This window comes from Achromobacter sp. 413638, assembly GCF_043119405.1.
GTDB lineage: Bacteria > Pseudomonadota > Gammaproteobacteria > Burkholderiales > Burkholderiaceae_B > Achromobacter.
In genome coordinates, this window is the sequence record NZ_JBICCO010000014.1 from 44313 (window position 1) to 70420 (window position 26108).

24 protein-coding genes and 1 pseudogene are annotated in these 26108 nt (G+C 68.3%); 23 read left to right on the forward strand and 2 right to left on the reverse strand.

Annotation, left to right across the window (positions count from 1 at the left end; all coding sequences use genetic code 11):
- Positions 1-97: 97 nt before the first annotated feature.
- The 3 genes from ACEU5R_RS08295 to ACEU5R_RS08305 are packed head-to-tail and all read left to right on the forward strand — an operon-like array spanning position 98 to position 5642.
- Positions 98-1345 carry an MFS transporter gene (locus tag ACEU5R_RS08295; protein WP_392409795.1) on the forward strand — a complete coding sequence of 416 codons (1248 nt, stop codon included), beginning with the start codon at positions 98-100 and terminating at the stop codon, positions 1343-1345.
- Positions 1342-2550: an efflux RND transporter periplasmic adaptor subunit gene (locus ACEU5R_RS08300; protein WP_392409796.1), complete on the forward strand. Its 1209-nt coding sequence runs from the start codon at positions 1342-1344 to the stop codon at positions 2548-2550. Before ACEU5R_RS08295 ends, ACEU5R_RS08300 begins: the two co-directional genes overlap by 4 nt.
- The gene (locus tag ACEU5R_RS08305) at positions 2547-5642 is read left to right on the forward strand and encodes an efflux RND transporter permease subunit (protein WP_392409797.1); all 3096 of its coding nucleotides are present in this window, start codon (positions 2547-2549) and stop codon (positions 5640-5642) included. The genes ACEU5R_RS08300 and ACEU5R_RS08305 overlap by 4 nt, the downstream gene beginning before the upstream one ends.
- 33 nt (positions 5643-5675) lie before the next feature.
- Here the strand turns inward: ACEU5R_RS08305 and ACEU5R_RS08310 are convergent, their stop codons facing one another.
- Positions 5676-6320: a hypothetical protein gene (locus tag ACEU5R_RS08310; RefSeq protein ID WP_392409798.1), complete on the reverse strand. Its 645-nt coding sequence runs from the start codon at positions 6318-6320 to the stop codon at positions 5676-5678.
- 257 nt (positions 6321-6577) lie between these two features.
- On the opposite strand from ACEU5R_RS08310, the gene ACEU5R_RS08315 reads away from it, so the two are divergent.
- Entirely contained in the window at positions 6578-7003 is a 426-nt protein-coding gene (locus tag ACEU5R_RS08315) for a hypothetical protein (RefSeq protein ID WP_392409799.1), read from the forward strand.
- Positions 7004-7081: 78 nt separating this feature from the next.
- On the opposite strand, the gene ACEU5R_RS08320 is transcribed toward ACEU5R_RS08315, so the two are convergent.
- A complete protein-coding gene (locus tag ACEU5R_RS08320; RefSeq protein WP_103275616.1) occupies positions 7082-7570 on the reverse strand; it encodes a MarR family winged helix-turn-helix transcriptional regulator in 489 nt (162 codons plus the stop codon).
- 249 nt (positions 7571-7819) lie between these two features.
- Between ACEU5R_RS08320 and ACEU5R_RS08325 the strand changes: the two genes are divergently transcribed.
- The 19 genes and pseudogenes from ACEU5R_RS08325 (at position 7820) to ACEU5R_RS08415 (ending at position 26108) form a co-directional block, all read left to right on the forward strand.
- Positions 7820-9277 (forward strand): 2-hydroxymuconic semialdehyde dehydrogenase, encoded by a 1458-nt coding sequence (locus ACEU5R_RS08325; RefSeq protein ID WP_392409800.1) that lies wholly within the window; start codon positions 7820-7822, stop codon positions 9275-9277.
- Between the two features lie 26 nt (positions 9278-9303).
- A complete protein-coding gene (locus tag ACEU5R_RS08330) occupies positions 9304-9735 on the forward strand; it encodes a RidA family protein (protein WP_392409801.1) in 432 nt (143 codons plus the stop codon).
- A 93-nt stretch (positions 9736-9828) separates the two neighbouring features.
- On the forward strand, positions 9829-10803 hold the full coding sequence (locus tag ACEU5R_RS08335) for a LysR substrate-binding domain-containing protein (RefSeq protein WP_233772521.1): 975 nt from the start codon (positions 9829-9831) through the stop codon (positions 10801-10803).
- A gap of 150 nt (positions 10804-10953) precedes the next feature.
- Positions 10954-11505: a 3-hydroxyanthranilate 3,4-dioxygenase gene (locus ACEU5R_RS08340; RefSeq protein WP_392409802.1), complete on the forward strand. Its 552-nt coding sequence runs from the start codon at positions 10954-10956 to the stop codon at positions 11503-11505.
- 24 nt (positions 11506-11529) lie between these two features.
- Positions 11530-12531, forward strand: a complete 1002-nt coding sequence (locus ACEU5R_RS08345) for an amidohydrolase family protein (protein WP_392409803.1) — start codon at positions 11530-11532, stop codon at positions 12529-12531.
- Positions 12532-12582: 51 nt separating this feature from the next.
- Positions 12583-13758 carry an ABC transporter substrate-binding protein gene (locus ACEU5R_RS08350; protein ID WP_392409804.1) on the forward strand — a complete coding sequence of 392 codons (1176 nt, stop codon included), beginning with the start codon at positions 12583-12585 and terminating at the stop codon, positions 13756-13758.
- Between the two features lie 34 nt (positions 13759-13792).
- Entirely contained in the window at positions 13793-14713 is a 921-nt protein-coding gene (locus tag ACEU5R_RS08355; protein WP_392409805.1) for a branched-chain amino acid ABC transporter permease, read from the forward strand.
- A gap of 11 nt (positions 14714-14724) precedes the next feature.
- The gene (locus ACEU5R_RS08360) at positions 14725-15711 is read left to right on the forward strand and encodes a branched-chain amino acid ABC transporter permease (protein ID WP_392409806.1); all 987 of its coding nucleotides are present in this window, start codon (positions 14725-14727) and stop codon (positions 15709-15711) included.
- 62 nt (positions 15712-15773) lie between these two features.
- Positions 15774-16220, forward strand: a pseudogene (locus ACEU5R_RS08365) (ABC transporter ATP-binding protein); the annotation flags it as partial.
- Between the two features lie 99 nt (positions 16221-16319).
- A complete protein-coding gene (locus tag ACEU5R_RS08370; protein WP_392409834.1) occupies positions 16320-16487 on the forward strand; it encodes a hypothetical protein in 168 nt (55 codons plus the stop codon).
- The gene (locus ACEU5R_RS08375) at positions 16484-17194 is read left to right on the forward strand and encodes an ABC transporter ATP-binding protein (protein ID WP_392409808.1); all 711 of its coding nucleotides are present in this window, start codon (positions 16484-16486) and stop codon (positions 17192-17194) included. The genes ACEU5R_RS08370 and ACEU5R_RS08375 overlap by 4 nt, the downstream gene beginning before the upstream one ends.
- A gap of 120 nt (positions 17195-17314) precedes the next feature.
- The gene (locus ACEU5R_RS08380) at positions 17315-17692 is read left to right on the forward strand and encodes an ArsR/SmtB family transcription factor (protein WP_392409809.1); all 378 of its coding nucleotides are present in this window, start codon (positions 17315-17317) and stop codon (positions 17690-17692) included.
- A 20-nt stretch (positions 17693-17712) separates the two neighbouring features.
- Positions 17713-18435: an arsenical resistance protein ArsH gene (gene arsH, locus ACEU5R_RS08385; protein ID WP_103275628.1), complete on the forward strand. Its 723-nt coding sequence runs from the start codon at positions 17713-17715 to the stop codon at positions 18433-18435.
- A 308-nt stretch (positions 18436-18743) separates the two neighbouring features.
- Positions 18744-21023 carry a class 1a ribonucleoside-diphosphate reductase subunit alpha gene (gene nrdA / locus ACEU5R_RS08390; RefSeq protein ID WP_392409810.1) on the forward strand — a complete coding sequence of 760 codons (2280 nt, stop codon included), beginning with the start codon at positions 18744-18746 and terminating at the stop codon, positions 21021-21023.
- A 16-nt stretch (positions 21024-21039) separates the two neighbouring features.
- Positions 21040-22173 (forward strand): class Ia ribonucleoside-diphosphate reductase subunit beta, encoded by a 1134-nt coding sequence (gene nrdB, locus ACEU5R_RS08395; RefSeq protein WP_103275629.1) that lies wholly within the window; start codon positions 21040-21042, stop codon positions 22171-22173.
- Positions 22170-22460, forward strand: coding sequence for a class I ribonucleotide reductase maintenance protein YfaE (yfaE, locus tag ACEU5R_RS08400; RefSeq protein ID WP_392409811.1), 291 nt, complete (start codon positions 22170-22172; stop codon positions 22458-22460). Before nrdB ends, yfaE begins: the two co-directional genes overlap by 4 nt.
- A 414-nt stretch (positions 22461-22874) precedes the next feature.
- A complete protein-coding gene (locus tag ACEU5R_RS08405; RefSeq protein ID WP_158658480.1) occupies positions 22875-23846 on the forward strand; it encodes a phytanoyl-CoA dioxygenase family protein in 972 nt (323 codons plus the stop codon).
- An 89-nt stretch (positions 23847-23935) separates the two neighbouring features.
- A complete protein-coding gene (locus ACEU5R_RS08410; protein ID WP_392409812.1) occupies positions 23936-24955 on the forward strand; it encodes a 2-ketoarginine methyltransferase in 1020 nt (339 codons plus the stop codon).
- 1 nt (position 24956) lies between these two features.
- On the forward strand, positions 24957-26108 hold the full coding sequence (locus ACEU5R_RS08415) for an aminotransferase class I/II-fold pyridoxal phosphate-dependent enzyme (RefSeq protein WP_158658481.1): 1152 nt from the start codon (positions 24957-24959) through the stop codon (positions 26106-26108).

Genomic DNA, 26108 nt, shown 5'->3' on the forward strand with positions numbered 1-26108 from the left:
ACCACCCGTCGCCATTTGACGATTCGTTGAGATGAAAACATAATAGATCGACCAATCAGTCTATTAATAATATCCCACTCCAGGCCCGGCTTCGAACATGAATCGTCATTCGCGCGTCCGCCGCGCGCCGGTGTACGGCGCCATCATCGCGGGCGGCATCACGCTGTTCGGCAATGCCGTGGCGGCGGTCGCGCTGCCGTGGCTGGTGCTCGGCATTACCGGCAGCGCGGCCTGGACCGGCGCGGCCGCCGCGGCCGGCATGGTGCCGCTGATCATCGGCGCCTTCTTCGGCGGCCAGATGCTGGAGCGCCATGGCGCCAGGCGCGTCGCGGTGGCTGCCGACCTGGTCAGCGCCGGCAGCCTGATCGCCATCGCGCTGCTCCATGAAAACGGCCAGCTCGGCATGACGGCGCTCATGGCCCTGATCGCGCTGGGCGCGCTGTTCGACGGGCCGGGCATGGCGGCGTCGGAATCGCGCTACCCCGAACTGGCCCGCCTGGCGCGAATGCCGTTGGAACGCGTCACGGCGATGGACGAGCTGGCCGACGGCGCCGCCACCATCGCGGGCCCCATCGCCGCCGGCCTGAGCATCGCCCTGGTCGGACCTGAACTGACCTTGTGGCTCACGGCGCTGTGCTCGATCACGGCGGCGGCGCTGAACGCGATCTATCTGCCCGGCAGGCGGCGGGCCGCGCGCGGGAAGGTGGCGCGGCAAGGCGCGCTGATCGGCGTGCGTTTCCTGTGGTCCGAGCCGCCGCTGCGCGCGCTGGTGCTGACGGGCATGGCCGTGGTCAGCCTGTTCAGCGCCCTGGACGCCGTGGTCATGCCGGTCTTCCTGCGCGACAGCGGCCGGGACGCCGCCGACCTGGGCAGCTTCCTGGCCCTGGCCGGCGGCGGCGCCATCGTGTCCGCGCTGGCCTACGCCCGTCATGGGCAGCGCCTGGGGCCTCGGCGGATCCTGCTGGCCAGCCTGGCGCTGGAAACCCTGGCCTTCGCGCTGCTGGCGCTGCAGGACGGCGACGCGCTGATGCTGCTGTCCGGCGCGCTGGCCGGGCTGGGCGTGGGCCCGCTCAATCCGCTGATCAGCACGGCGCTGCTGCGCGGCACGCCCGCCGCGATACGCGGCAGAGTCCTGAGCGCCTTCAACGCGCTGGCGCTGGTCGCCACGCCGCTGGCCGTGCTGTTGGCCGGCGCCGCCATCGAACTGGCGGGCACGCGCGCCGTCATGATTTGCCTGGCCGCCATGTTCGCGCTGCTGGCCCTGCCCTACCTGCTTGCCCCCGCCCACGAGGCGGTTCGCGCCGCGCGCCCCGCCTCGCCCACCAACCGGGAATCCTCCCGATGACCTCGACGTCCCCCATGAGCATGAACGCCGCTTCCCGGCGCAAGACCCTGCTTGCCCGCCACCGATACAGTCTCGCCGCCGCCTGCGCCCTGGCGCTGGCCGCGCTTGCCGCGCTGGCGTTGCGCGCCGCGCCCGCCGCCGTGGCAGAGACGCCGCAGGCCGCGCCGGCCTTGCGCGTCACCACCGTCGTGGCCGGCCCGGGCACGGTCCCGATCCGCATCGCGGTGAGCGGATCCCTGGTTGGCAGGGACGAGATCGCCATCCGCACGCCGTTGCAGGACCAGCGCATCGCGGCGGTGCTGGTCGAGGAAGGCGATTGGGTGCGCGCCGGCCAGCCGCTGGCCACGCTGGAAACGGATACCCTGGACGCGCAGCTGCGCCAGGCGCAGGCGACGCTGGGCCGGGCGCGGGCGCAGGTGCAGCAGCAGGAAGCGCTGAACGCCGAGGCCCAGACCCAGTTGCGGCGCATCGCGCCCCTGGTCCGCTCCGGCTCGGTCAGCGCGCAGCAGATCGACCAGCAGCAGGCGCAGGCGCGTTCCAGCGCCGCCGCGCTCGCCGCCGCCCGCGCCGAACAGGAACAGGCCCGCGCCGGGGTGGCGCAGGCACAGGCGCAACGCGACAAGGCCGCGCTGCTGGCGCCGGCCGACGGCATCGTGTCCGAGCGCCACGCGCGGGCCGGCGCATTGGGCGGCGACGCGCCGCTGTTCAAGCTGATCCGCGACGGCCTGCTCGAACTGGACGGCGAGGTGCCCGAAAGCGCGCTGGCCGGCATCCTGCCCGGCATGCCCGCGCGGGTGCGAGTGCCCGGCGCGACGGATGCGGTGGCCGGCAGCGTTCGCCGCGTATCGCCCAAGGTGGACGAGGCGACGCGCATGGGCCGTGTCCGGATCGCACTGGAGGCGGCGCCGGCGATCCGGGCGGGCAGCTTCGCCGCCACGACGCTGGAGACCGGCCAGGACGCGCTGCCGGTCGTGGTGCCGCAGCGCGCGGTGACATTCGGCGCGCAAGGCGCGGCCTCGGTCATGGTGCTGGACGCCGCCGGCCGCGTGGCCCGGCGCGCGGTCACGCTGGGCAGGCTCAATGGTTCGGTGGCCGAAGTCCGGTCGGGACTGGACGCGGGCGAACGCCTCGTAGCCACCGCGACCGCCTTCATCAAGGAAGGCGACATCGTGACGTCCGCGCAGCCGGAGGCGCCGGCGCGATGAGCATGCAACTGTCTTCCTGGGCGATCCGTCGGCCCATCCCCACCATCGTGCTGTTCCTGGTGCTGGCGATCGCCGGCTGGACATCCTTTCTCGGCCTGCCGATCAACGCCAATCCGCGCGTGGATTTTCCCGTGGTGACGGTCGCGGTGCCCCAGGTCGGCGCTGCGCCCACCGAACTGGAACACGCCGTCACGCTGCGGGTGGAGCGCGCCGTCTCCGGCCTGGCCGGCATCCGCCACATCACGTCCACGGTGGCCGACGGCATTTCCATCACGACGGTGGAATTCCAGTTGGGCATAGACCCGGGCCGGGCCGCCAATGACATCCGCGATGCCATCGCGCAGATCCGCGCCGACCTGCCCCAGACGATCGAGGAACCCATCATCACCCGCGTCGATATCGAGGGCGGCGCCATCCTGAACTACGCGGTCAGCACCCAGGCCCTGGGCCTGGTCGACGTCTCGTGGTTCGTCGACGATGTGGTCAGCCGGGAACTGCTGTCCGTGCCCGGCGTGCAGAAGGTGCAGCGCCTGGGCGGGGTGGAGCGCGAAGTCCGGGTCGCCCTGCGCGCCGACCGGCTGGAGGCACTGGGGCTGGGCGCGGACCAGGTCAACGCGCAGCTGCTGCGCGCCAACGCCAACGTCCCCGGCGGCCGCGCCACGCTTGCCGGCGCCGAGCAATCGATACGCGCGCTCGGCAGCGCCGCCAGCGTGCAGGCGCTGGGCGCGACGCCCATCGCATTGCCCGACGGCCGCTGGACGCGGCTCGACGATATCGCGGTCCTGCGCGATGGCGCCGGCGAGGCGCGCACGCGGGCCAGGCTGGACGGCCAGGAGGTGGTGGGCTTCGCCGTGTTCCGCGCCAAGGGGTCCAGCGATACACGCGTCGCGCAGGGCGTGGAGCACGCCCTGGAACAACTGCGCCGCCAGCACGCCGACGTCGACATCCAGCTGGTGTCCTCGTCCGTGGCCTATACGCTGGCCAGCTACGACGCGGCCATCATGACGCTGGTCGAAGGCGCCGCGCTGACCGTGCTGGTCGTCTTCCTGTTCCTGCGCAGCTGGCGGGCCACGCTGGTGGCGGCGATCGCGCTGCCGCTGTCCATCCTGCCCGCCTTCGCGGTCATGGCCTGGTTCGGCTACACGCTGAACAGCATCACGCTGCTGGCGCTGACCCTGGTGATCGGCATCCTGGTGGACGACGCCATCGTCGAGATCGAGAACATCGAGCGCCATCTCGACATGGGCAAGCGGCCCTACCGCGCCGCGCTGGATGCGTCCGACGCCATCGGCTTCGCGGTCGTGGCCATCACGGCCACCATCGTCGCGGTGTTCCTGCCGGTCAGCTTCATCGGCGGTTTCGTCGGCCAGTATTTCGCGCCCTTCGGCGTCACCGTGTCGGCGGCCGTGCTGGCCTCGCTGCTGGTGGCCCGGCTGGTGACCCCGCTCATGGCGGCGTACCTGCTCGCGCCCAAGCCGCCGGCCGGCCAGCGCCAGGAAGCCGGCCATGCCACCGGCCTGCTCGGGCGCTACCTGCGCATGCTGGACTGGGCGCTGCGGCATCGCCGCAAGAGCCTGGCGCTGGCCGCCGCCTTCCTGGCCGCGTCGCTGGCGCTGGCGCCGCTGCTGCCGTCGGGCTTCATGCCCGTCAGCGATCTCAGCCTGAGCCGGGTCGACGTGTTCTTTCCGCCGGGCACGCCACTGTCCCAGACGGACGGCAAGCTCGACGAGATGGCGGCGCGGCTGCGCCAGCGGCCCGAAGTGCGCGCCGTCTTCACCACGGCGGGCGGCGAGGACGCGTCCGGCGCGACCGACGTCGCCAACGGGCAATTGCTGATCCGGCTGGTGCCGGCCGACCAGCGCGAACTCAGCCAGAAGGCGTTCGAGCATGCCGTGCGGCCGCTACTGGACGCGTTCCCCGACACGCGCTATGCCTTCCGCGGCGACAGCGCGGCGCGCGACGTGTCGATCATCCTGGCCGGCGCGGATGCCGACGCCCTGTCGCGGGCCGCGCATGCGCTGGAACGCGACATGCGCGCGCTGCCGGGCCTCGCCAACGTGCAGGTCAAGGAACCGCTGCCGCGCCCCGAACTGCTGATCCGCCCGCGCGCGGACGAAGCGGCGCGGGCGGGCGTCACCGCCGCGTCGATCGGCACGGTGGCGCGCATCGCCACCGTGGGCGACACCAATGCCAATTCGGCGCGCTTCAACTTCGCGGACCGGCAGGTGCCCGTGCGCGTGCTGCTGCCCGCGCTCGAACAGGGCGACCTGCAGGCGCTGGGCAATCTGCGCGTCTCGACCGACAGCGGCGCGACGGTGGCGCTGCGCAGCGTCGCGGACATCGGATACGGCAGCGGCCCGGCCCGCATCGAGCGGTCCGCGCGACTGCGCAGGATCTCGGTGGACGCGGACCTGTCCGGAACGACGCTGGGCACCGCGCTGGAAGCCATCGACGCCTTGCCCGCCCTGCGCGAGCTGCCGGCCGGCGTGCGCCGGATCGAGTACGGCGACGCGGAGTACATGCGGGAAATGTTCGAGAAGTTCAGCGTCGCCATGACCTTCGGCGTGCTGATGGTGTATGCGGTGCTGATCCTGCTGTTCCGGGATTTCCTGCAGCCCCTGACCATCCTGACATCGCTGCCGCTGGCGATCGGCGGCGCCGTCGGCGGGCTGCTGCTCTATGGCGCGGCCATCGACCTGCCTGTGGTGATCGGCCTGCTCATGCTCATGGGGATCGTGACGAAGAACTCCATCCTCATGGTGGAATTCGTGATCGAGAAGCGCCGCCATGGCCTGGTGCGCCACGAGGCGCTGATGCAATCGGGCGCGGAACGCGCCCGACCCATCATCATGACCACCATCGCCATGGTGGCCGGCATGGTGCCCGCGCTGCTCATCACCGGCGCCGACGCCGGCTTCCGCGCGCCGATGGCCGTGGCGGTCATCGGCGGGCTGATCACCTCCACCCTGCTGAGCCTGATCTTCGTCCCCGTGGTCTTCAGCTACATGGACGACCTGCGCAACTGGCTGGCGCCCAGGCTGGCGCGGCTGACATCCGTCACGCAGCGGGACCGCGACGAAGAGGAGGCATGAACAAGCGCCGCGAACCGGCGCGCGGCCGGCCCGCTACGGGTCGACCGAGCGCATGTCGCAACTGGTCTCCTCGGACCCGCAGATGCCACGGAACCACGCCCGCCCCCGCTTGCGGTCCTTCGGCGCCAGCGGCTCCAGCTTCTCGTCGTTGCGCATCTCGTAGTCCAGCAGCAGCCACTCACCGTCGCAGGCGACGATGCCGCGCAGCGCGACCCGGTCGCGCAGCCAGTCGCCCTTCAGGTCGAGCAGCCGCTCGCTGCCGGCGTCGGGACGCGCATAACCGCGCGCCGACTGCACGCCGACCTGCATGTCCCCGGCCTCGATCCATCCCTCGCCTTGGTACACCGGCCGGGGCTTTTCGCTCATCTCGTCGCTGGCGCCCTTGATCTTGAGCCAGCCATCGCGCGCCTCGACCAGGTCGAACGTGACGCTGTAGTAGTCCAAGGCCGGATCGAGACTCTCGCCACGCGTCGTCGGCAGGCTGCCGACCACCTTGGCGGTCGCGGACGCCCCCGCGCGCACCGCGATCGCTGGCTTGTCATTGACCGTCCAGCCGGAGAATCGGCAGACGGTCGGTCCCGGCGGCGTCCAGGCCGCCGTTCCGGCATAGGCCTGGGCATTGAGCGCGGGCGACAGGGTCAGCGCGACAAGCGCCAGCAGCATGCGTCGAACAGTCATGGGGGTGGTCACACCGTCTGTTTGAGCTGGCGCGATGCGGTTGTGCCAGCAAAGGTTGGCATAGGGCGGATCCCGGGATCCGCCTTGCGCGAAGCGCGGGTTGCCGCGCCAGAAAAAGCGTACCATGGCCGGCCCGGACTTCTGCCGGGCGATACAGATTGCCTTGGCGGCTTCGCGCCGTCCCTGTCTTTGCCCGCCAAGAGCACTCTCATGACGCGACGAGCAGCGGCCATGCCTTTCAGAGAAATCTATTCGCGATGCACCCCGTATTAGCCACTGCCCTGGCCAAGATCCGCCAAGAACGCGATGAAAAATCCTATTCAGCGTCGTTGGATGCCGTCTCAGCCATCGTTCGCCACTTCGGCGAAGTCAATTTGGCAGAGGTACTTTTCTCGGAAATACCCAGGACGGTGCCGTTCGAACTTGTTGCCGAGCTGTTCGACCTGCTCGCCTGGCAGACCAACGACAACGGCGCCAGCATGGCCAGAACAACTGAAGCATGGCTACGCGAGGGATCCGACAGTCGAAAACTCCTGATCGCCTTGCATCTTGAGGTTTACCCGTTCGTCGACGGCGGAGAAATGGAGCGTGTCCTGCTTCCACTCGCCAAAACCAATGCTCGCGTGTCCGCCCGGTGTATGGCTTTGATTCACGCGCGCCGTAGCGCGAGCCATGTAGGTTGACGATTCGGCGAAGCGGACCTGTCAAGATCAATCGGACCGGCCCCATTGTTCCCGCTCATACACCCGGCTCTTGCCCCTTCACTTCCCCTCATCCGCCTCCACCCCCACCATCATCCGCAAACATCGCAGGAACACCGGCCGCAGTTCCTCCGGCAGCGGCGCCAGCACTTGCGCCTCGACCTGCGCGTCGCGCGGCAGCACGCGCATCAGCAGGTCCAGGCCGGCCTCGGTGATTTCAAGCGCGTAGGCGCGCGCATCCTCGGCCGAGCGCGTGCGCCGCACATAGCCCTTGGCCGTCATGCGGGCGATCATCTCGGCGAAGGAATTGCGGTCCAGCGCGATCAGTTCGGCGATGCGGCTCTGGGTGGCGCCGGGATGCTGGTGGACGGTGATCAGCAGGGCCTTCTGCCGGGGTGTCAGGTCCTCGTCGGGAAATGCCTGCGCGAACAGCGCCTCGGCCCGGAAGTGGGCCCGCCGCAACAGATGCGACGCCACCTGGGTCAGATCGAAGTCCCGCAAGGCGCGGGACGAGGCCGGACGGCGGGCGGTCGGACGGGAGGCGGTCATCGGGCTTTCCATGGAATAGGCCTGGCGATTGTAGGCACAGGCGGCCGCCGCCGAAAGACGCTGGCTCCCGGCCCGGCCTCCGCCCGTCTCCGCGCGGCCAGGCGACGCCGACGCGGCAGCGCTCGCCTTGGGCAAAACCCGGCGTTGACTTCGCCGGACGCGCCGCCTAAGATCGTCAATATAGTACGTATACGTATTTTATTGCCGGTACCCGCCACGCCGCGCGACCTGTTCCCAGGAATTCCGATCATGACGATCCGCCAGCTACGCAATTACATCGACGGCCGTTTCGAAGACGGCGCCTCGACCTTCGACAAGCACAGCCCGGTCGATCACGCGCTGATCGCCCAGGTCCACGAGGCCAGCCGCGAGCAGGTCGACCGCGCCGTCGCCGCCGCAAGGCGCGCCTTGCCGGCCTGGGCCGCCCTGCCGGTGGCCGCGCGCACCGATCAGCTGCTGGCGCTGGCCGACGGCATCACCCGCCGCTTCGACGACTTCCTGCAGGCCGAGATCGGTGACACCGGCAAGCCGGTGTCCTGGGCCAGCCAGATCGACATCCCGCGCGGGGCCGCGAATTTCCGCGCCTTCGCCGAGCTGGCGCGCACGCTGGACATGGAAAGCTACATGACCGACACGCCCGACGGCCGGCAGGCGCTGAACTATGCGTACCGCAAGCCGCTGGGCGCGGTCGGCGTGATCTCGCCGTGGAACCTGCCGCTGCTGCTGCTGACCTGGAAGGTGGCGCCGGCGTTGGCCTTCGGCAACACCGTCATCATGAAACCGTCGGAAGTCACGCCGTCCACCGCGACCCTGCTGGCCGAGGTCGCCCACGAGGTCGGCCTGCCCCCCGGCGTGCTCAACCTGACCCATGGCTTCGGTCCGGGTTCGGCGGGTGAATTCATCACCACGCATCCCGACATCGACGGCATCACCTTCACCGGCGAATCGGCCACCGGCGCGGCCATCATGCGCGCCGTGGCGCCGGGCGTGAAGCCCGTGTCCTTCGAGCTGGGTGGCAAGAACGCCGCGCTGGTGTTCGCCGACGCCGACTTCGAGGCCGCCGTCGACGGCACCGCGCGCTCGGTCTTCGCCAACTGCGGCCAGGTCTGCCTGTGCACCGAGCGGGTCTATGTCGAGCGCCCGATCTACGAGCGCTTCGTCGCCGCGCTGGCCGAGCGCGCGCGGGCGCTGCGCATCGGCTGGCCTGGCGATCCGCAGACCGGCATGGGCCCGCTGGTGTCGCGCGAGCATCGCGACAAGGTGCTGGCGTATTTCGCGCTGGCGCGCGAGGAAGGAGCCACCGTCGTCACCGGCGGCGGCGTGCCCATGTTCGGGGACGCCCGCGACGCCGGCGCCTACGTGGAACCGACCATCTGGACCGGCCTGCCCGAGACCGCGCGCTGCATCAAGGAGGAAGTGTTCGGCCCGGTCTGCCACGTGGCGCCGTTCGACACCGAGGAAGAAGCCATCCGCCTGGCCAACGACAGCCGCTACGGCCTGGCCGCCGCCGTCTGGACCCAGAACCTGACGCGCGGCCACCGCGTGGCGCAGGCGATGAAGGCGGGACTGGCCTGGGTCAACTGCTGGTTCCTGCGCGACCTGCGCACGCCCTTCGGCGGCAGCGGCCTGTCCGGCATCGGCCGCGAAGGCGGCCGTCACTCGCTGCACTTCTACACCGAACCCACCAACGTCTGCATCAAGCTGTGATGCCCCTCGCTTCCAAGGTACCCGCCATGACCCATTCCCCCGTCAATGCCACCGTCGTCGCCGGCAAGGCCACCCCGCGCGGCAAATACCCCCACATCAAGCGCGCCGGCGATTTCCTGTTCGTCTCCGGCACCAGCTCGCGCCTGCCCGACAACCGCATCGCCGGCGCCGAGGTCGACGCCATGGGCACCGCCACGCTCGACATCCGCGCGCAGACCCGCGCCGTGATCGAGAACATCCGCGACATCCTGGCCAGCGCCGGCGCCGGCCTGGCCGACGTGGTCGAGATCAGTACTTTCCTGGTCAACATGAACGACTTCGGTGGCTACAATCAGGTCTACGGCGAGTTCTTCGACGCCGATGGGCCGGCGCGCACCACCGTGGCGGTCCATCAGCTGCCGCACCCGCAATTGCTGATTGAAATCAAGGCGGTCGCCTACAAGCCGCTGGCGCGCTAGCGGACAGGCGCGGCGATGGCGCCAGACCGTCTTCCGGCCCTTCCTTCGGAACAGGATCGCCGCCCCGGCCCGCAAGCCGGGACGGCCGCGCGCATGTCGAACTTCCGCATCACGCCCAACGCGCTCAGCCACAAGCTGAAGCTGCACCAGTTGCAGATCTTCGAACGCGTGCTGGCGCGCCGCTCGCTGTCGCGCGCCGCCAGCGAGATGCACCTGACCCAGCCCACCGTCACCAAGGCCATCCACGATCTGGAGGCCTTTTTCGGCGCGACGCTGTTCGAGCGCTCCAACCGCGGCGTCACGCCGACCGAGCTGGCGCTGGTGCTGGGCCGGCGCGTGCACGCCATGATGGCCGAGATCCGCTACATGGCCGACGACATCGACGCGGTGCTCGGCGGCGCCAGCGGCCACGTGGTCGTGGGCACGCTGATCGCGGCCTCGGCCAAGCTGCTGCCCGAGGCCATCGCGCGGCTGATGACCGAGCATCCCGGCATCCAGGTCACGGTGCGCGAGGGCCCGTCGGCGCAGCTGCTGCCGGCGCTGGCCACGGGCGACGTCGACATCGTGGTCGGGCGGCTGCCGGGCGCCGACATGGCCTCGATCTCGGGCGTGGCCGTCGACCATCACAAGCTGTACCGCGAGGACCTTTGCCTGGTGGCCGGCGCCAGTCATCCGCTGGCCGGGGCCGCGCGGGTGTCGCTGGCCGAGCTGGCGGACCACATCTGGATCCTGCCCGCCCCCACCTCGCCGCTGCGCGCCTCGATCGAGCGCAGCTTCTTCGACGCCGGCGTGCGCCTGCCCACGCGTCACGTCGAATCGCTGTCGCTGCTGACCAATATCGGCATCCTGATGCACAGCGACGCGCTGGCGCTGATGCCCTACGACGCCGCGGCCCAGTTCCTGGCCATGGGCGTCCTGGCGCGCCTGCCCACCGACGCCTTCGGAGCGTTCGGCGACGTCGGCTATTCGATCCGCGCCGACCGGCCCTTGACGCCGGCCTGCCTGCGGCTGGTCGACTACCTGAAGCGGGTCGCGGCGCAGCGCGACGCCAGTCCGGACCCCGCCTGATCCGCCCGGCCGTATCCGGGTAAGCCCGTTCAGGGAAACCCCGCGATAGATAAGCCGCATATCCAACCGCGCAATTTCTATTGCACGGCAGCCGCCTTCCCCCCCTAGACTTCCAGTCATCGAAGTCCGCAAGCGCCACCGGAGTCCCCCATGCCCGCCTACGGCCCGCCCTTGAATTTCCAGCGCTGGATCCAGGATCACGCGCATCTGTTGCAGCCGCCCGTCGGCAACCAGCAGATCTGGCAGGACGCCGATTTCATCGTCACGGTGGTCGGCGGCCCCAACCTGCGCACCGACTACCACGACGATCCGCTGGAAGAGTTCTTCCACCAGGTGCGCGGCAATGCCTGGCTGTCGCTGTGGATCGACGGCAAGCCCGAACGCGTGGACCTGAAGGAAGGCGACATCTTCCTGCTGCCGCCGCACGTGCGCCATTCGCCGCAGCGGCCCGAGACCGGCAGCGCCTGCCTGGTCATCGAGCGCCAGCGCCCGCCCGGGCTGCTGGACGGCTTCGAATGGTATTGCCCGCAGTGCGGCCACCTGGTGCACCGGGTCGAGGTGCAGCTCAAGAGCATCGTCACCGACCTGCCGCCGCTGTTCGAAGCCTTCTATTCCAACGAAGCGCGGCGCACCTGCCCCGGCTGCGGCGCGCTGCATCCCGGCAAGACGCAAGCCCCCGCCGCCCAGGCGGCGCCCGCCTGACGCCCCACTCTACCTGTCTTACCCATGACCCTGAAAATCGATATGCACGCGCACTTCTTCCCGCCCATCACGCGGCAGGAAGCGGCGGCGCTGGACCCGGTCGACGCGCCCTGGCTGCGGCGCGACGGCGACGGCTCGACCGGCCAGATCATGGCCGGCGACCGCCCGTTCCGCCCGGTCGACGCCACGCTGTGGGACCCCGCGCTGCGCGTGGCGCAGATGGACCGCCACGGCGTCGACCTGCAGATCCTGTGCGCCACGCCGGTGATGTTCGGCTATGCCTATCCGGCCCGGGCCGCGGCGGACTGGGCCGCGCGCATGAACGACCTGGCGCTGGAGCACTGCGCCCATGCGCCCGACCGCCTGAAAGCGCTGGCCCAGGTGCCGCTGCAGGACCTGGACCTGGCCTGCCGGGAGGCTTCGCGCGCCCGCGCCGCCGGCCACCTGGGCGTGCAGATCGGCAACCATGTCGGCCCGCGCGACCTGGACGACGACACACTGGTGAACTTCCTGGTGCATTGCGCCGACGAGGGCATCCCGGTGCTGGTGCATCCCTGGGACATGATGACCGACGGCCGCATGAAGCGCTGGATGCTGCCCTGGCTGGTGGCCATGCCCGCCGAGACCCAGCTCGGCATCCTGTCGCTGATCCTGTCCGGCGCCTTCGAGCGCATTCCGCGCAGCCTCAAGCTCTGCTTCGCCCATGGCGGCGGCAGCTTCGCCTTCCTGCTGGGCCGGGTCGACAACGCCTGGCGCCACCGCGACATCGTGCGCCAGGACTGCCCCCAGCTGCCTTCGTCCTACACCGACCGCTTCTATGTCGACAGCGCCGTGTTCGATCCGCGTTCGCTGCGCCTCCTGATCGACGTGATGGGCGAGGACCGCGTGCTGCTCGGCTCCGATTACCCCTATCCGCTGGGCGAGCAGGAAGTCGGCCGGCTGGTGTCCAACGCCGACCTGCTGCCCGCCGTGCAGCAGAAGATCCTGTCGGGCAATACGCAAACGTTCTTCGGACTGGACCGCTGACGTCCCGCCGCCAACCATGACCGTGAGACACGGCAACGCAAGGGGATACACATGAAACGCATCTATCTGCTGGCCGCCGCCGCGGCCCTGGGACTGGCCCCCGGCGCCGCCGCCTGGGCCGAGGTCAAGATCGGCCTGCTGACCACGCTGACCGGCCCCGGCTCGGTGCTGGGGCAGGACCAGCTGGACGGCTTCATGCTGGCCGTCGAGCAGGGCGGCGGCAAGCTGGGCGGCGTGCCGGTGCAGGTCATCAAGGAAGACGACCAGTTCAAGCCCGAGGTAGGCGTGCAGGCCGCGCGCAAGCTGGTGCAGAGCGACAAGGTCGCCATCATCACGGGCGTGGTGTATTCCAACGTCATGCTGGCCGTGGCGCGGCCGGTGACCAGCGCGGGCGTGTTCCTGGTGGGCTCGAACGCCGGGCCCACCAACCTGGCCGGCAAGGACTGTACGCCGTTCTTCTTCTCGACTTCGTGGAACAACACCCAGCGCCACGAAGGCAGCGGCGAGATGGCCAACCAGATGGGCTTCAAGAAGGTCTACCTGCTGGCGCCCAACTACCAGGCCGGCAAGGACGCCATGGCCGGCTTCAAGCGCTTCTTCAAGGGCGAGGTGGTCAACGAGGTGTTCACCCAGGTCAACCAGCCCGACTACTCGGTCGAGCTGGCCGCGCTGGCCGACGCCAGGCCCGACGCCGCCTATGTGTTCTTCCCCGGCGGCATGGGCGTGAACTTCGTCAAGCAGTACCGCCAGGCCGGCCTGTTCGACAAGATCCCGCTGCTGTCGGTGGACACCATCGACGGCGCCACCCTGCCGGCCCTGCAGAAGGACGCGCTGGGCGCGGTCACCAACGTGCCGTATTCGCCCGATCTGGACAACGCCGCCAACAAGGCCTTCGCCGCCGCCTTCCGCCAGAAGTACGGCCGCGAGCCGTCCAGCTACGCGGCCCAGTCCTGGGACGCGGCGCAGCTGATCGGCTCGGCGCTCAAGCGCACCGGCGGCAAGGTCGACGACAAGGACGCGCTGCGCAAGGCGCTGGAGGCAGCCGACTTCGCCTCGGTGCGCGGCGAATTCCGCTACCAGCCCAATCACTTCCCGGCGGCCGGCTTCTTCCGCGCCGACGTGGCGGCGGCCGCGGACGGCAAGGTCGGCTTCGTCAACAAGGGGCCGATCTTCGCCGACCTGTCCAAGGTCTCCGACCAATACGCCGCGCAATGCGCGATGAAGTGACGCCGCCCCACAGGCAAGAACGAGGTAAGGCGCCATGTCCGCGACGCTGCTGCTGGTGCAGGCCCTGAACGGCCTGCAGCTGGGTATCCTGCTTTTCCTGCTGGCCGCCGGCCTGACGCTGGTGTTCGGCATCATGAACTTCATCAACCTGGCGCACGGCTCGCTGTACATGATGGGCGCCTTCATCGCGGCCACCGTGTTCCGCCACAGCGGCTCCTTCCTGCTGGCCGCGGCGGCGGTGGTGGCCGGCATGGCGCTGCTCGGGCTGCTGCTGGACCGAGTCGCGCTGGCGCGGCTCTATCCGCGCGAGCACCTGGACCAGGTGCTGGCCACCTTCGGCTTCATCCTGTTCTTCAACGAGCTGACGCGCATCATCTGGGGCCCGGCGCCCATCAGCATGGGGCTGCCGTCCTGGCTGTCCGGCACCATCGACCTGCTCGGCGTGACCTATCCGCTATACCGCTTCCTCATCATCGTGGCGGGACTGGCGGTGGCGGCCGGCTGCTACGCGCTGATCCACCGCACGCGGCTCGGCATGCTGATCCGCGCCGGCTCCACCGACCGCATGATGGTGGGCGCGCTGGGCGTGAACATCGCGCGGCTGAACACGCTGCTGTTCGTGCTGGGCGCGGTGCTGGCCGGCGTGGCGGGGCTGATGGCGGGCCCGATCCTGTCGGCGCAGACCGGCATGGGCGAGCCGATCCTGATCCTGACGCTGGTGGTGATCGTCATCGGCGGCATCGGCTCGGTGCGCGGCGCCTTCCTGGCGGCGCTGATGGTGGGCCTGGTCGACACGCTGGGCCGCGCGCTGCTGCCGGCCCTGCTGCGCGCGGCGCTGCCGCCGGCGGCGGCCAACGCGGCCGGCCCGGCGATCGCCTCGATGCTGATCTATGTCGTCATGGCGCTGGTGCTGGCGCTGCGGCCGCAGGGCCTGTTCCCCGTGCGGCACGGATAGGAGACCTCGGCATGCTTCGATTCTCTCCCCGCGCGCTGGCTGCCGGTTCGCTGCTGCTGGTGCTGGCGCTGGTGCCGCTGTATGCGCAGTGGCAGGGCGAACCCTTCCTGCTGGCGCTGTTCGGCCGGGTGCTGGTGTACGGCATCGCCGCGCTGGCCCTGAACCTGCTGCTCGGTTACGGCGGCATGGTCAGCTTCGGCCATGCGCTGTACCTGGGCCTGGGCGCCTACGCCGTGGGCGTGCTGAGCCACCACGGCATCGAGAACGGCTGGCTGCACCTGGCGGCCGCGCTCGGCGCCTGCGCCCTGGTCGGCCTGGTCAGCGGCTACGTGGCGCTGCGCACCTCCGGCATCGCCTTCATCATGATCACGCTGGCTTTCGCGCAGATGTTCTATTTCCTGGCCACCGGGCTGGAAGGCTACGGCGGCGACGACGGCATGTCGCTGTTCGCCGGCAGCGACTTCAGCCTGTTCCGGCTCGACACGCCGCTGGCGCTGTACTACGCGGCGTTCGGCGTGCTGCTGCTGGCGCTGGCCGCGCTGCACCGGCTGATCCATGCCCCCTTCGGCATGGCGCTGCGCGGCTGCCAGGCCAATGAGCGGCGCATGCGCGCGCTGGGCTACGCCACGCTGCGCTACCGGCTGGCGGCCTATGTGCTGTCGGCGATGCTGTGCGGCGTGGCGGGCGTGCTGCTGGCCAATCTGACGCTGTATGTCTCGCCCTCGTACCTGGCCTGGACCACCTCCGGCGAACTGATCGTGATGGTGGCGCTGGGCGGCATGGGCACGCTGTTCGGCCCGGTCGCCGGCGCCCTGGCCTTCCTGCTGCTGGAGGAAGGGCTCAAGCTGCTGACCGACCACTGGATGCTGCCGATGGGCCTGCTGATCGTGGGCGTGGTGCTGCTGTCGCGGCGCGGCCTGTACGGCGCCTTGCCGGAAACGCCCTGGCGTCCGGCCGCCGCGCGCGCCCTGCCCTGCCCCACCGGAGAACCGCGATGAGCGCGCTGCGCGTCGAACACCTGCTCAAGCGCTACGGCGGCCTGACCGTCACGGACGATCTGTCGCTGGAGGTGCGGCCGGGCGAGCTGCACGCCGTGATCGGCCCCAACGGCGCGGGCAAGACCACGCTGATCGGCCAGCTCAGCGGCGAGCTGCGGCCGGACGGCGGCCGGGTGCTGCTGGACGGCGTGGACGTGACCCGCATGCCCATCGAACGGCGCGTGCGGCGCGGGCTGGCGCGCTCGTACCAGATCACCTCGGTGTTCAAGCCCTTCACCGCGCTGGAGAACGTGGCCATGGCGGTGCAGGCGCGGCGCGGCCACAGCTTCCGCTTCTGGCGGCCGGCGCGCACGACGCCGGCGCTGCGGGAACCGGCCCGCGCGGCGCTGGAACTGGCCGGCCTGGGCCGCCGCGCCGATGTGCCGGCCGGCGCGCTGGCGCATGGCGAGCTGCGCCAGCTGGAGCTGGCCATGGTGCTGGCCTGCCGCCCGACCCTGCTGCTGCTGGATGAACCCATGGCGGGCATGAGCCAGCACGAATCCGAGGCCATGACCGCGCTGCTGCACGGGCTGCGCCGGCAATACAGCATCCTGCTGGTGGAGCACGACATGCAGGCGGTGTTCGCCCTGTCCGACCGCGTCACCGTGCTGGTGTACGGCCGCGTCCTGGCCTGCGGCAGCGCGGACGAGATCCGCAACGATCCCCAGGTGCGCGAATGCTATCTGGGCAGCGAACGCCGGCGCGCGGACCGCCGCCCGCAGGGAGTCGCGGCATGAGCGCGCTGCTGTCGCTGCGCGGCGTCACCGCGCACTATGGCGCCAGCCAGGCGCTGTTCGGGATCGACCTGGAGATCGGAGCTGGCGAATTCGTCTCGCTGCTGGGCCGCAACGGCATGGGCAAGTCCACCACGGTCAAGGCCATCATGGGCCTGAACCGCGCCAGCCGGGGCGAGATCCGCTTCGACGGGCGCGACATCGGCGCGCTGCCGGCCTACCAGGTGGCGCAGTGCGGCATCGGCCTGGTGCCCGAGGGCCGGCATATTTTCCCCAATCTGTCGGTGCGCGAGAACCTGGTCGCCACCGCGCACAACCGCCAGCGGCTGACGCAGCCCTGGACGCTGGAGCGCGTCTACGCGCTGTTCCCCCGGCTGGCCGAACGCGCCCTCCACCTGGGCAGCCACCTGTCCGGCGGCGAGCAGCAGATGCTGGCCATCGGCCGCGCGCTGCTGACCAATCCGCGCCTGCTGATCCTGGACGAGGCCACCGAGGGCCTGGCGCCGGTGGTGCGCGAGGAAATCTGGCGGGCGCTGGAAGGCCTGAAGCGCACGGGGCTGGCGGTGCTGTGCATCGACAAGAACCTCGAACCGCTGCTGGCGGCGGCCGACCGCCACGCCATCATCGAGACGGGCCGGGTGGCCTGGAGCGGCGATTCCCAGGCCTTCATCGACGACGAGGCGCGCCTGCTGCGGTATCTGTCGGTATAGCGGCGCGGCGCCGCACGAGCTATTGACTCTCAGGCACGCCGCCGGACAGGCCGGGACGGCCCGCGCGCCATCGAGCGCCGACCGGGCCAAATAATTCAATAATCGTTGTATGATTGAATAATGAACGAAGACCAGACCGTCGCCGCCCTCGGCGCCCTCGCCCATGCCCAGCGCCTGCGCGTGTTCCGCGCCCTGGTGGTCGCCGGCCCGGACGGCCTCACGCCCAGCGTCATGGCCGGGCAACTCGACGTCGCCCGCAATGCGCTGTCCTTCCACCTGAAGGAGCTGTCGCATGCCGGACTGGTCAGCGTCGAACAGCAGGGCCGCAACCTGATCTACCGCGCCGACTTCGCGCGCATGAGCGGCCTGCTGGGCTATCTGACCGAGCACTGCTGCCAGGGCGCGGTCTGCGAGGTCGCCAGCGTCCCGCCGCCCGGCCCCGCCAAGACGGCGAAACATCCGCTATCGACGGCGCGCAAGTCGCAAGCAAGAAATTGAGCAATAAGTGAGCAAAAAGCATGTCTGAGATCCCCGCCGATCTGCCCAACCTCGATTCCACGCTGTTCCAGCGGCCGGATCCGGCCGCGCTGTTCGCCCCCGCGCGGGCCACGCATCCGCCGCGCTTCCTGCTGCTGTACGGCTCCCTGCGCGAGCGCTCGTACAGCCGCCTGGCCGCCGAGGAAGCCGCGCGCCTGATCCAGGCGCTGGGCGGCGAAACCCGCCTGTACAATCCGTCCGGCCTGCCGCTGGTCGATGACGCTGGCGAGGACCACCCCAAGGTGCGCGAGCTGCACGCGCTGGTGCAATGGGCGGAAGGCATGGTCTGGAGCTCGCCGGAACGCCATGGCGCGATGACCGGCCTGATGAAGACGCAGATCGACTGGATTCCGCTCTCGGTGGGCGCCGTGCGCCCGACGCAGGGCAAGACGCTGGCCGTCATGCAGGTGTCGGGAGGCTCGCAGTCCTTCAACGCCGTCAACCAGATGCGGGTGCTGGGGCGCTGGATGCGCATGCTGACGATCCCCAACCAGTCCTCGGTGGCCAAGGCTTACCAGGAGTTCGACGAGGACGGGCGCATGAAGCCCTCGCCGTACTACGACCGGATCGTCGACGTGGTCGAGGAACTGGTCAAGTTCACCCTGCTCACGCGCGACGCGGCCCCCTATCTGGTGGACCGCTACAGCGAGCGCAAGGAAACCGCCGCCGCCCTGTCGCGGCGGATGCGGCAGGCGGCCCTCTGAATCGCCCGGAACCCCTGCCGGGCGGCCGGAGGGTACGCGTTTCCGGCCCGATCCACCCGTATATCCCTACAAATGCACGGGTCTTGATAAAGCACAAGATCTAGTCGACCCAAACCAGTGATACACTACCTATAGTGTTGTCACTCCAGCCGCCTCGATAGCCCCGCCGCCATCCGGCACGGGCTTCCGAGCGACGGCACATGCCCCGCCAGCCCTGGCGGTCGGCCCCAATCTCGAACCCGAACATTCCGATCACTCGGAAGGACGTCGCTCGTCCTTTCCCAGCCGCAGGAGCTATGCAGTCCGCCATGGAAAAACAAGCAGCAATGATGGTCACCAAGCGTGATGGGCGTATGGAGCCCATCGATCTGGACAAGATCCACCGCGTCATCGACTGGGCCGCCAACGGCCTGGAGAACGTCTCGGTGTCGCAGGTGGAAATGCGTTCGCATATCCAGTTCTACGACGGCATCCGCACCGACGCCATCCACGAGACCATCATCAAGTCCGCCGCGGACCTGATTTCCGAGGAAACGCCCAACTACCAGTACCTGGCCGCGCGCCTGGCGATCTTCCACCTGCGCAAGATCGCCTACGGCCAGTTCGAGCCGCCGCACCTGTACGACCATGTGCGCAACCTGACCGAACAGGGCAAGTACGACGCGCACCTGCTGGCCGACTACAGCCGCGAGGAATTCGACGAGCTGAACGGCTACATCAACCACTGGCGCGACATGAACTTCGCCTACGCCGCTGTCAAGCAGATGGAGGGCAAGTACCTGATCCAGAACCGCGTCACCAAGCGCATCTACGAAAGCCCGCAGTTCCTGTACCTGCTGGTGGCGATGTGCCTGTTCGCGAAGTACCCCGCGCAGACGCGCCTGGGCTACGTCAAGCGTTTCTACGACGCGGTGTCGCGCTTCAAGATCTCGCTGCCCACGCCCATCATGGCGGGCGTGCGCACGCCGATGCGCCAGTTCAGCTCCTGCGTGCTGATCGAATGCGACGACGATCTGGACAGCGTCAACGCCACCACCAGCGCCATCGTCAAGTACGTGTCGCAGCGCGCCGGCATCGGCATCAACGGCGGCCGCATCCGCGCCCTGGGCAGCGAGATCCGTGGCGGCGAAGCGCTGCACACCGGCTGCCTGCCCTTCTTCAAGATGTTCCAGGCGGCGGTCAAGTCGTGCTCGCAAGGCGGCGTGCGCGGCGGCGCGGCCACCCTGTTCTACCCGCTGTGGCACCTGGAAGTCGAATCGCTGCTGGTGCTCAAGAACAACCGCGGCGTCGAGGAAAACCGCATCCGTCACCTGGACTACGGCGTACAGGTCAACCGCCTGCTGTACCAGCGCCTGATCAAGTCGCAGGACATCACGCTGTTCTCGCCGCACGACACCCCGGGCCTGTACGAAGCCTTCTTCGCCGACCAGGACGAGTTCGAGCGCCTGTACCTGCAATACGAGCAGGATCCCGCCATCCGCAAGCGCAGCCTGCCGGCCGTGGAACTGTTCTCGCTGATGATGCAGGAGCGCGCCAGCACCGGCCGCATCTACATCCAGAACGTCGACCACTGCAACACGCACAGCCCGTTCGATCCCCAGGTCGCGCCGGTGCGCCAGTCGAACCTGTGCATGGAAATCGCGCTGCCGACCAAGGCGCTGAGCGATGTCAACGGCCCGGACGGCGAAATCGCGCTGTGCACGCTGTCGGCCTTCAACCTGGGCGCGCTGGAAACGCTGGACGAACTGGAAGGCCTGGCCGACCTGGCCGTGCGCGCGCTCGACGCGCTGCTCGACTACCAGGGCTACCCGATCCCGGCGGCGCGCGCCGCCACCATGAAGCGCCGCCCGCTGGGCGTGGGCGTGATCAACTACGCCTACTACCTGGCCAAGCACAGCACGCGTTATTCCGAACCGGCCGCGCTGGGCCTGACGCACCGCACCTTCGAAGCCATCCAGTACTACCTGCTGAAGGCCTCGTCGCAGCTGGCGCGCGAGTTCGGCCCCTGCTCGGGTTTCAACGAAACCACCTACAGCGCCGGCGTGCTGCCGATCGACAGCTACAAGAAGGACGTGGACGGCATCTGCGCCGAACCGCTGCGCCTGGACTGGGAAGCGCTGCGCGCCGACATCCGCGAGCACGGCCTGCGCAACTCCACGCTGACGGCGCTGATGCCCTCGGAAACGTCCAGCCAGATCGCCAACGCCACCAACGGCATCGAACCGCCGCGCGGCCTGGTGTCGGTCAAGCAGTCCAAGGACGGCATCCTGCGCCAGGTGGTGCCGGAATTCGAGCGCCTGAAGGACAAGTACGAACTGCTGTGGCAGATGTCCGGCAATGAGTCCTACCTGAAGCTGGTCGGCATCATGCAGAAGTTCGTCGACCAGTCGATCTCGGCCAACACCAACTACGACCCGCAGCGCTACGAAGGCGGCCGCGTGCCGATGAAGCAGCTGCTCAAGGACCTGCTGCTGGCCTACAAGTACGGCCTGAAGACCCTGTACTACCACAACACCCGCGACGGCGCCGACGATGCGCACGGCGAAGTGCAGGACGACGGCTGCGCCGGCGGCGCCTGCAAGATCTGACGAAGACATCCGCATCATGGCTTACAGCATTTTTTCCCAGACCAGCAACAACCCGTTGACCGAACCGATGTTCTTCGGCCAGCCGGTCAACGTCGCGCGCTACGACCAGCAGAAATACGCGATCTTCGAGAAGCTGATCGAGAAGCAGCTGTCGTTCTTCTGGCGGCCCGAAGAGGTCGACATCTCGCAGGACCGCCTGGACTACCAGGGTCTGCCCGAGCATGAGAAGCACATCTTCATCAGCAACCTGAAGTACCAGACGCTGCTGGATTCGATCCAAGGCCGCAGCCCCAACGTCGCCTTCCTGCCGCTGGTGTCGCTGCCCGAGCTGGAGACCTGGATCGAGACCTGGGCGTTCTCGGAGACGATCCACTCGCGCTCGTACACGCACATCATCCGCAACATCGTCCCCGATCCCTCGGTGATCTTCGACGACATCGTCAGCAACGAGAACATCCGGCTGCGCGCGGCCGACATCGCCTCGTACTACGACGACCTGATCGGCCCGTCCATGCTGTACGCGCAGCTGGGCGTGGGCGAGCACGTCATCAACGGCAAGACGCATCGCATCTCGGAATACGAGCTGAAGAAGAAGACGTATCTGTGCCTGATGAGCGTGAACATCCTGGAAGCCATCCGCTTCTACGTCAGCTTCGCCTGCTCGTTCGCCTTCGCGGAACGCAAGCTGATGGAAGGCAACGCCAAGATCATCCGCCTGATCGCCCGCGACGAGGCGCTGCACCTGACCGGCACGCAGCACCTGCTGAACATCATGCGCTCGGGCCAGGACGACCCGGACTTCGCCAAGATCGCGCGCGAGACCGAGCAGGAATGCTTCGAGATGTTCAAGCGCGCCGCCACCCAGGAAAAGCTCTGGGCCGAGTACCTGTTCCGCGACGGCTCCATGATCGGCCTGAACAAGGACATCCTGAGCCAGTACGTCGAGTACATCACCAACCTGCGCATGACGGCCGTGGGCCTGGCGCCGGCCTTCGCCCAGGTCAAGCACAACCCGATCCCGTGGATCAACACCTGGCTGTCCTCGGACACCGTGCAGGTCGCGCCGCAGGAAGTGGAACTGAGCTCCTACCTGGTCGGCCAGATCGACGCCCAGGTATCGCCCGACGACCTGAGCGACATCGAGCTGTGACGACCGTCTCCACGTCCGACGCCACGTTCCGCCTGCAAGAGGGCGAGACGCTGCTGGAGGGCCTGGAGCGCACCGGGCACGATGTCGAGTACCAGTGCCGCAGCGGCTACTGCGGCACGTGCCGGCTGAAGCTGGAGGCCGGCAAAGTGTCGTACACGACGGCACCGCTGGCCTTCGTCGCGCCGGGCGAGGTGCTGCCCTGCTGCTGCCGGCCCGACGGCCCCATCGCCGTCGCGTGCTGGTTGCGGCAGGCGGACGAGGTCTTGGATCTCGACCTGTCCTGCTAGTGTGCTGTCCCGTAAGTACGTCCTCATGACGAAATTCATCCATGGATGTCATGGCTAGGCGCAAACCGCAGTGATACCCGCAGGGTCCACGAGGATTTGCAACGACGCCATGGCGGCTAGGTGTGGATTTCGTGCGGGCGCATTTGCGGGACAGCACAATAGGCGCGCGCCAGCGCGCCCCAACCCTCTCAAAGTCCACAATATAGACCAACAAAAATAAATTGTTGACTTTGAGATTAATTGAGCCAGAATTAAGACAAATAGAACAAAAGAATGGTCCACTTAATGGACCTTGATTTCCAACGCGCTACCCGGGACGATCTGCACGACTGGCGGCAGAAGCCGTATGGTGTCAATGCGTGCGGGCCTCCGTTCCTCCTTAATCCGGCTTCAATTAAGAGGAGAGTGGGCACAATGGCTAGTCAAGCTCTGACCTGCAACGGGCATCCGGTGGATGCCCAGGCCAGCTACTTTGGCGAACTGCAGGCATCCAACGATCTCTTGCGCGACCCGATCGCGCTGAAACGGCGGGCCGAGGAAAACGGCTACCTGTTCATCCGGCGACTCATACCGCCTTCCACGGTCCTGGAGGCGCGGCGGGAGATCCTGCTGAAATACGCCACCGTCGGCGAAATCGACAACACCCGCCACGACGTCATGGACGGCGTGCTGCGCGGCTCCAGCTACATCACCCAGATCAACTTGGATGCCTTCGTCACCTCGCTGCGCACCGGCGCGTGCTATGAACGCGTGGTACTCCACCCCAACCTGCTGGCGCTGTATGCCGACCTGATGGGCGGCCCCGTCGTGCCTTTCGACTTCCGCTGGCCCCGCATGATGCGAACCGGTGAAGGCTGTGGCATACATGCCGACATCCCATACATCGGCCGCGGCACGCGGCGCGTCTGGACCTCGTGGATTCCGCTGGGCGACGTGCCGCTGGAGAACGGCCCCCTGATCATCCTGGAAAACAGCCATCGCCACGCGGCGCTGGATGGATACTTCGCCACCGACGCGGCGAAGCAACGCCTGGGCTGGCTGGAACGCGACCCCGTCGCGCTCCAGGCGCGGCTGGGCGGACGCTGGCTCTCGACCCATTTCGAGCCAGGCGACGTCCTGTGCTTCAGCGGCCACATGGTGCATGGCGCGCTGGACAACAACCACCCCGGCGGCCGTTGCCGCCTGAGTTCCGACACCCGCTATCAGCTGCGGGACGACCAGCGCGACGAACGCTGGTTCGGCAGCGTCGCCAATCCCTACGGCGGCGACTACGAACGCGGCAAGCGGGTGTTCTACCCCGGACTCATCTCCTGCGCCGATGGCAATACCGAGCTCAAGGAAGAGTGGAAGCCGGTGGATGAAGACGGCCGCCTGCTCTTGAACTGACCGCGCCGCGCCCTCGGCGCGGCATGCCTGGCACAACGGCGCCTGCGGCGCCTATCCCATCACGTCCCTACCTATCAAGGACCTCCATGATGAACATCGAGCAAGATCTTGTTGCCGCGCTGGAACCCATCCGCCAGATGACGCTGGCCATCTGCGTCAACCACTTCTTCGAGACCGGCGTCTACCGAAAGCTGGAAGCGGGAGAATGCGATCTGGACACGCTGTCGCGCAGCCTGGACCTCGAGCGCGCCCGACTCGGCGGCCTGCTGGGCTACCTGCGCAACGAGAACATCGTCTCGCACGACAAGGGCGTGTATGCCCTGACCGACAAGGCGCGCCTGCTGGGCCGATATTCGGCCTGGTACACCATGCTGGTCGGCGGCTACACCGAGACCTTCGTCCAGGTGGGCGAGTGCCTGAAAGGCCAAGGCAAGTGGGCCACGCGGGACGTCGGCAAGGTCGGCATCGGCAGCTGCGGCATCAGCCATTACGACGCGATTCCACTTACCCAGCGCCTGATGGCAAAGATGGACACGCCAGCCAGGACGCTGCTGGACCTGGGCTGCGGCAACGCCATGTACCTGGTCGAATTCTGCAAGACCATGCCGCAACTGCGCGCCTATGGCGTTGAGCCCAGCCGCGATGCCTGTCTCTCGGCGGAACGCATCATCGCCGCGGAAGGACTGTCCGACCGCATCAAGGTCATCAACAAGAGCGTGCGCGACTTCCTGGAAGGCAAGGAAGACCTGAAGCCGGACGTCATGGTGCTGGGTTTCGTGCTGCATGAGATCCTGGGCCAGGAAGGCAAGGCCGGCGTCATCGACTTCCTGAAGACCGTGACCGCCCGCTATCCGGCGATAAACCTGATCGTCATCGAGGTGGACAACCAGGCCGCCAATCCGACCATCATGGAACACGGGCTGGCCAAGGCCTACTACAACCCGTACTACCTGATCCACGAATTCACCGAGCAGCGGCTCATGACCGATGCCTGGTGGCAAAGCCTGTACGAGGAAGCCGGTCTGAAGATCGTCAACCATGACTATCCGGACGAAGCAGTGGACTCCACCCGGCTCGAGATCGGCTACCTGCTCAAGAGAAGGAGCTGACATGCGGATCACCAGCGAACACTCGCCGCTGTCGTTCCTGTCGCAGCGCCTGGCCTACGCCAGCCGGAACCGGATACGGGCCATCAACCTGGTCGAGAATGTGCCGGTCTGGCCGGCGCGCTTCCGGCCCGAGCTGCACGAACGCGCGCAGCCGGACATCTTCCACTACGCCCCGGCCGAGGGCGACGAAACGCTGCTGCGGCTTCTGCTAGAGCGCGAGAACGCGCGGGCGGGCGAGGAGGACGGCACGCTGACGACCCGGAACATCCTCGTCACCAACGGCGCCACGCAAGGCCTGTCCCTGCTGCTGGGTCTGCTGGATCCTCGGCGGCCAACGATCCTTTGCCAATCGCCGGCCTTCATCGGCATAACCGCCCTGATGCAGGCGCGCGGCTACATCGTCAGGCACTGCCCCGTCGGCACCGACCTGGTCGACTGGATGAGCAGCACGCTGTCGGACGACGTGGCCGCCATCTACGTGAACACCCCTCATAATCCCACCGGCTCGGTCCTGCCGGCCGCCTCCCTGCAGGCGCTCATCGACCGCGCCGGCATGCACGGCGCACGCGTCATCGTCGACGCGGTGTATGAGGATTTCGTCTTTGACGGCCAGTGCTGCCACCTGCCGCGCCAGCCCGACTGCGAGCATGTCGCCGTTCTCAATTCGGTCAGCAAGAATTTCGGCGCCCCCGGCTTGCGGATCGGCTGGATCGTCGCGGCCGCCAAGGACGTCGCCCAGCTGACCGGAGACCTCGAACGCGAATGCGTCGCCGTCTGCTCCGACGCCCAGGTGCGTGCCGCCGAGATCGTATCCCGCAGCAACGGACCGCTAGTCGCCCATGTGGACGCAGCGCGCGGCGCCGTGTTCGACATGCTGCGCGCGATTCCAGGGCTGGAGTTCGAGACCTGCTCGGCCGGCACGCAGGTGATGGCCCACAGCGATGTCGATGACGTCGAGGCCTTCGCCGATTTCGCGCTGGCGCGCTACGGGCTGATCCTGGCCACCTCCCGGAACTACTCCGGCATGCGCTCGCAATCCATCCGCATCCCGCTCGGACAGGAGCGCGACAGGATCGCCCAGGGCCTGGACATGCTGGACAGCAGCATCCGCAGCTACCGCGAGACGGTCCACGCCGTCCGCAGGAGCGCTTGA

What these genes read in the sequence shown, in the direction of transcription:
- ACEU5R_RS08410 (WP_392409812.1), top strand. Translation starts at nt 23,936, where the DNA reads ATGAACATCGAGCAAGATCTTGTTGCCGCGCTGGAACCCATCCGCCAG.
- ACEU5R_RS08340 (WP_392409802.1), top strand. Translation starts at nt 10,954, where the DNA reads ATGCCCGCCTACGGCCCGCCCTTGAATTTCCAGCGCTGGATCCAGGAT.
- ACEU5R_RS08380 (WP_392409809.1), top strand. Translation starts at nt 17,315, where the DNA reads ATGAACGAAGACCAGACCGTCGCCGCCCTCGGCGCCCTCGCCCATGCC.
- ACEU5R_RS08330 (WP_392409801.1), top strand. Translation starts at nt 9,304, where the DNA reads ATGACCCATTCCCCCGTCAATGCCACCGTCGTCGCCGGCAAGGCCACC.
- ACEU5R_RS08355 (WP_392409805.1), top strand. Translation starts at nt 13,793, where the DNA reads ATGTCCGCGACGCTGCTGCTGGTGCAGGCCCTGAACGGCCTGCAGCTG.
- ACEU5R_RS08360 (WP_392409806.1), top strand. Translation starts at nt 14,725, where the DNA reads ATGCTTCGATTCTCTCCCCGCGCGCTGGCTGCCGGTTCGCTGCTGCTG.
- ACEU5R_RS08310 (WP_392409798.1), bottom strand. Translation starts at nt 6,320, where the DNA reads ATGACTGTTCGACGCATGCTGCTGGCGCTTGTCGCGCTGACCCTGTCG.
- nrdB (WP_103275629.1), top strand. Translation starts at nt 21,040, where the DNA reads ATGGCTTACAGCATTTTTTCCCAGACCAGCAACAACCCGTTGACCGAA.
- ACEU5R_RS08350 (WP_392409804.1), top strand. Translation starts at nt 12,583, where the DNA reads ATGAAACGCATCTATCTGCTGGCCGCCGCCGCGGCCCTGGGACTGGCC.
- ACEU5R_RS08320 (WP_103275616.1), bottom strand. Translation starts at nt 7,570, where the DNA reads ATGACCGCCTCCCGTCCGACCGCCCGCCGTCCGGCCTCGTCCCGCGCC.
- ACEU5R_RS08415 (WP_158658481.1), top strand. Translation starts at nt 24,957, where the DNA reads ATGCGGATCACCAGCGAACACTCGCCGCTGTCGTTCCTGTCGCAGCGC.
- ACEU5R_RS08315 (WP_392409799.1), top strand. Translation starts at nt 6,578, where the DNA reads ATGCACCCCGTATTAGCCACTGCCCTGGCCAAGATCCGCCAAGAACGC.
- ACEU5R_RS08295 (WP_392409795.1), top strand. Translation starts at nt 98, where the DNA reads ATGAATCGTCATTCGCGCGTCCGCCGCGCGCCGGTGTACGGCGCCATC.
- ACEU5R_RS08335 (WP_233772521.1), top strand. Translation starts at nt 9,829, where the DNA reads ATGTCGAACTTCCGCATCACGCCCAACGCGCTCAGCCACAAGCTGAAG.
- nrdA (WP_392409810.1), top strand. Translation starts at nt 18,744, where the DNA reads ATGGAAAAACAAGCAGCAATGATGGTCACCAAGCGTGATGGGCGTATG.
- ACEU5R_RS08305 (WP_392409797.1), top strand. Translation starts at nt 2,547, where the DNA reads ATGAGCATGCAACTGTCTTCCTGGGCGATCCGTCGGCCCATCCCCACC.
- arsH (WP_103275628.1), top strand. Translation starts at nt 17,713, where the DNA reads ATGTCTGAGATCCCCGCCGATCTGCCCAACCTCGATTCCACGCTGTTC.
- ACEU5R_RS08405 (WP_158658480.1), top strand. Translation starts at nt 22,875, where the DNA reads ATGGCTAGTCAAGCTCTGACCTGCAACGGGCATCCGGTGGATGCCCAG.
- ACEU5R_RS08375 (WP_392409808.1), top strand. Translation starts at nt 16,484, where the DNA reads ATGAGCGCGCTGCTGTCGCTGCGCGGCGTCACCGCGCACTATGGCGCC.
- ACEU5R_RS08370 (WP_392409834.1), top strand. Translation starts at nt 16,320, where the DNA reads ATGCAGGCGGTGTTCGCCCTGTCCGACCGCGTCACCGTGCTGGTGTAC.
- ACEU5R_RS08345 (WP_392409803.1), top strand. Translation starts at nt 11,530, where the DNA reads ATGACCCTGAAAATCGATATGCACGCGCACTTCTTCCCGCCCATCACG.
- ACEU5R_RS08325 (WP_392409800.1), top strand. Translation starts at nt 7,820, where the DNA reads ATGACGATCCGCCAGCTACGCAATTACATCGACGGCCGTTTCGAAGAC.
- ACEU5R_RS08300 (WP_392409796.1), top strand. Translation starts at nt 1,342, where the DNA reads ATGACCTCGACGTCCCCCATGAGCATGAACGCCGCTTCCCGGCGCAAG.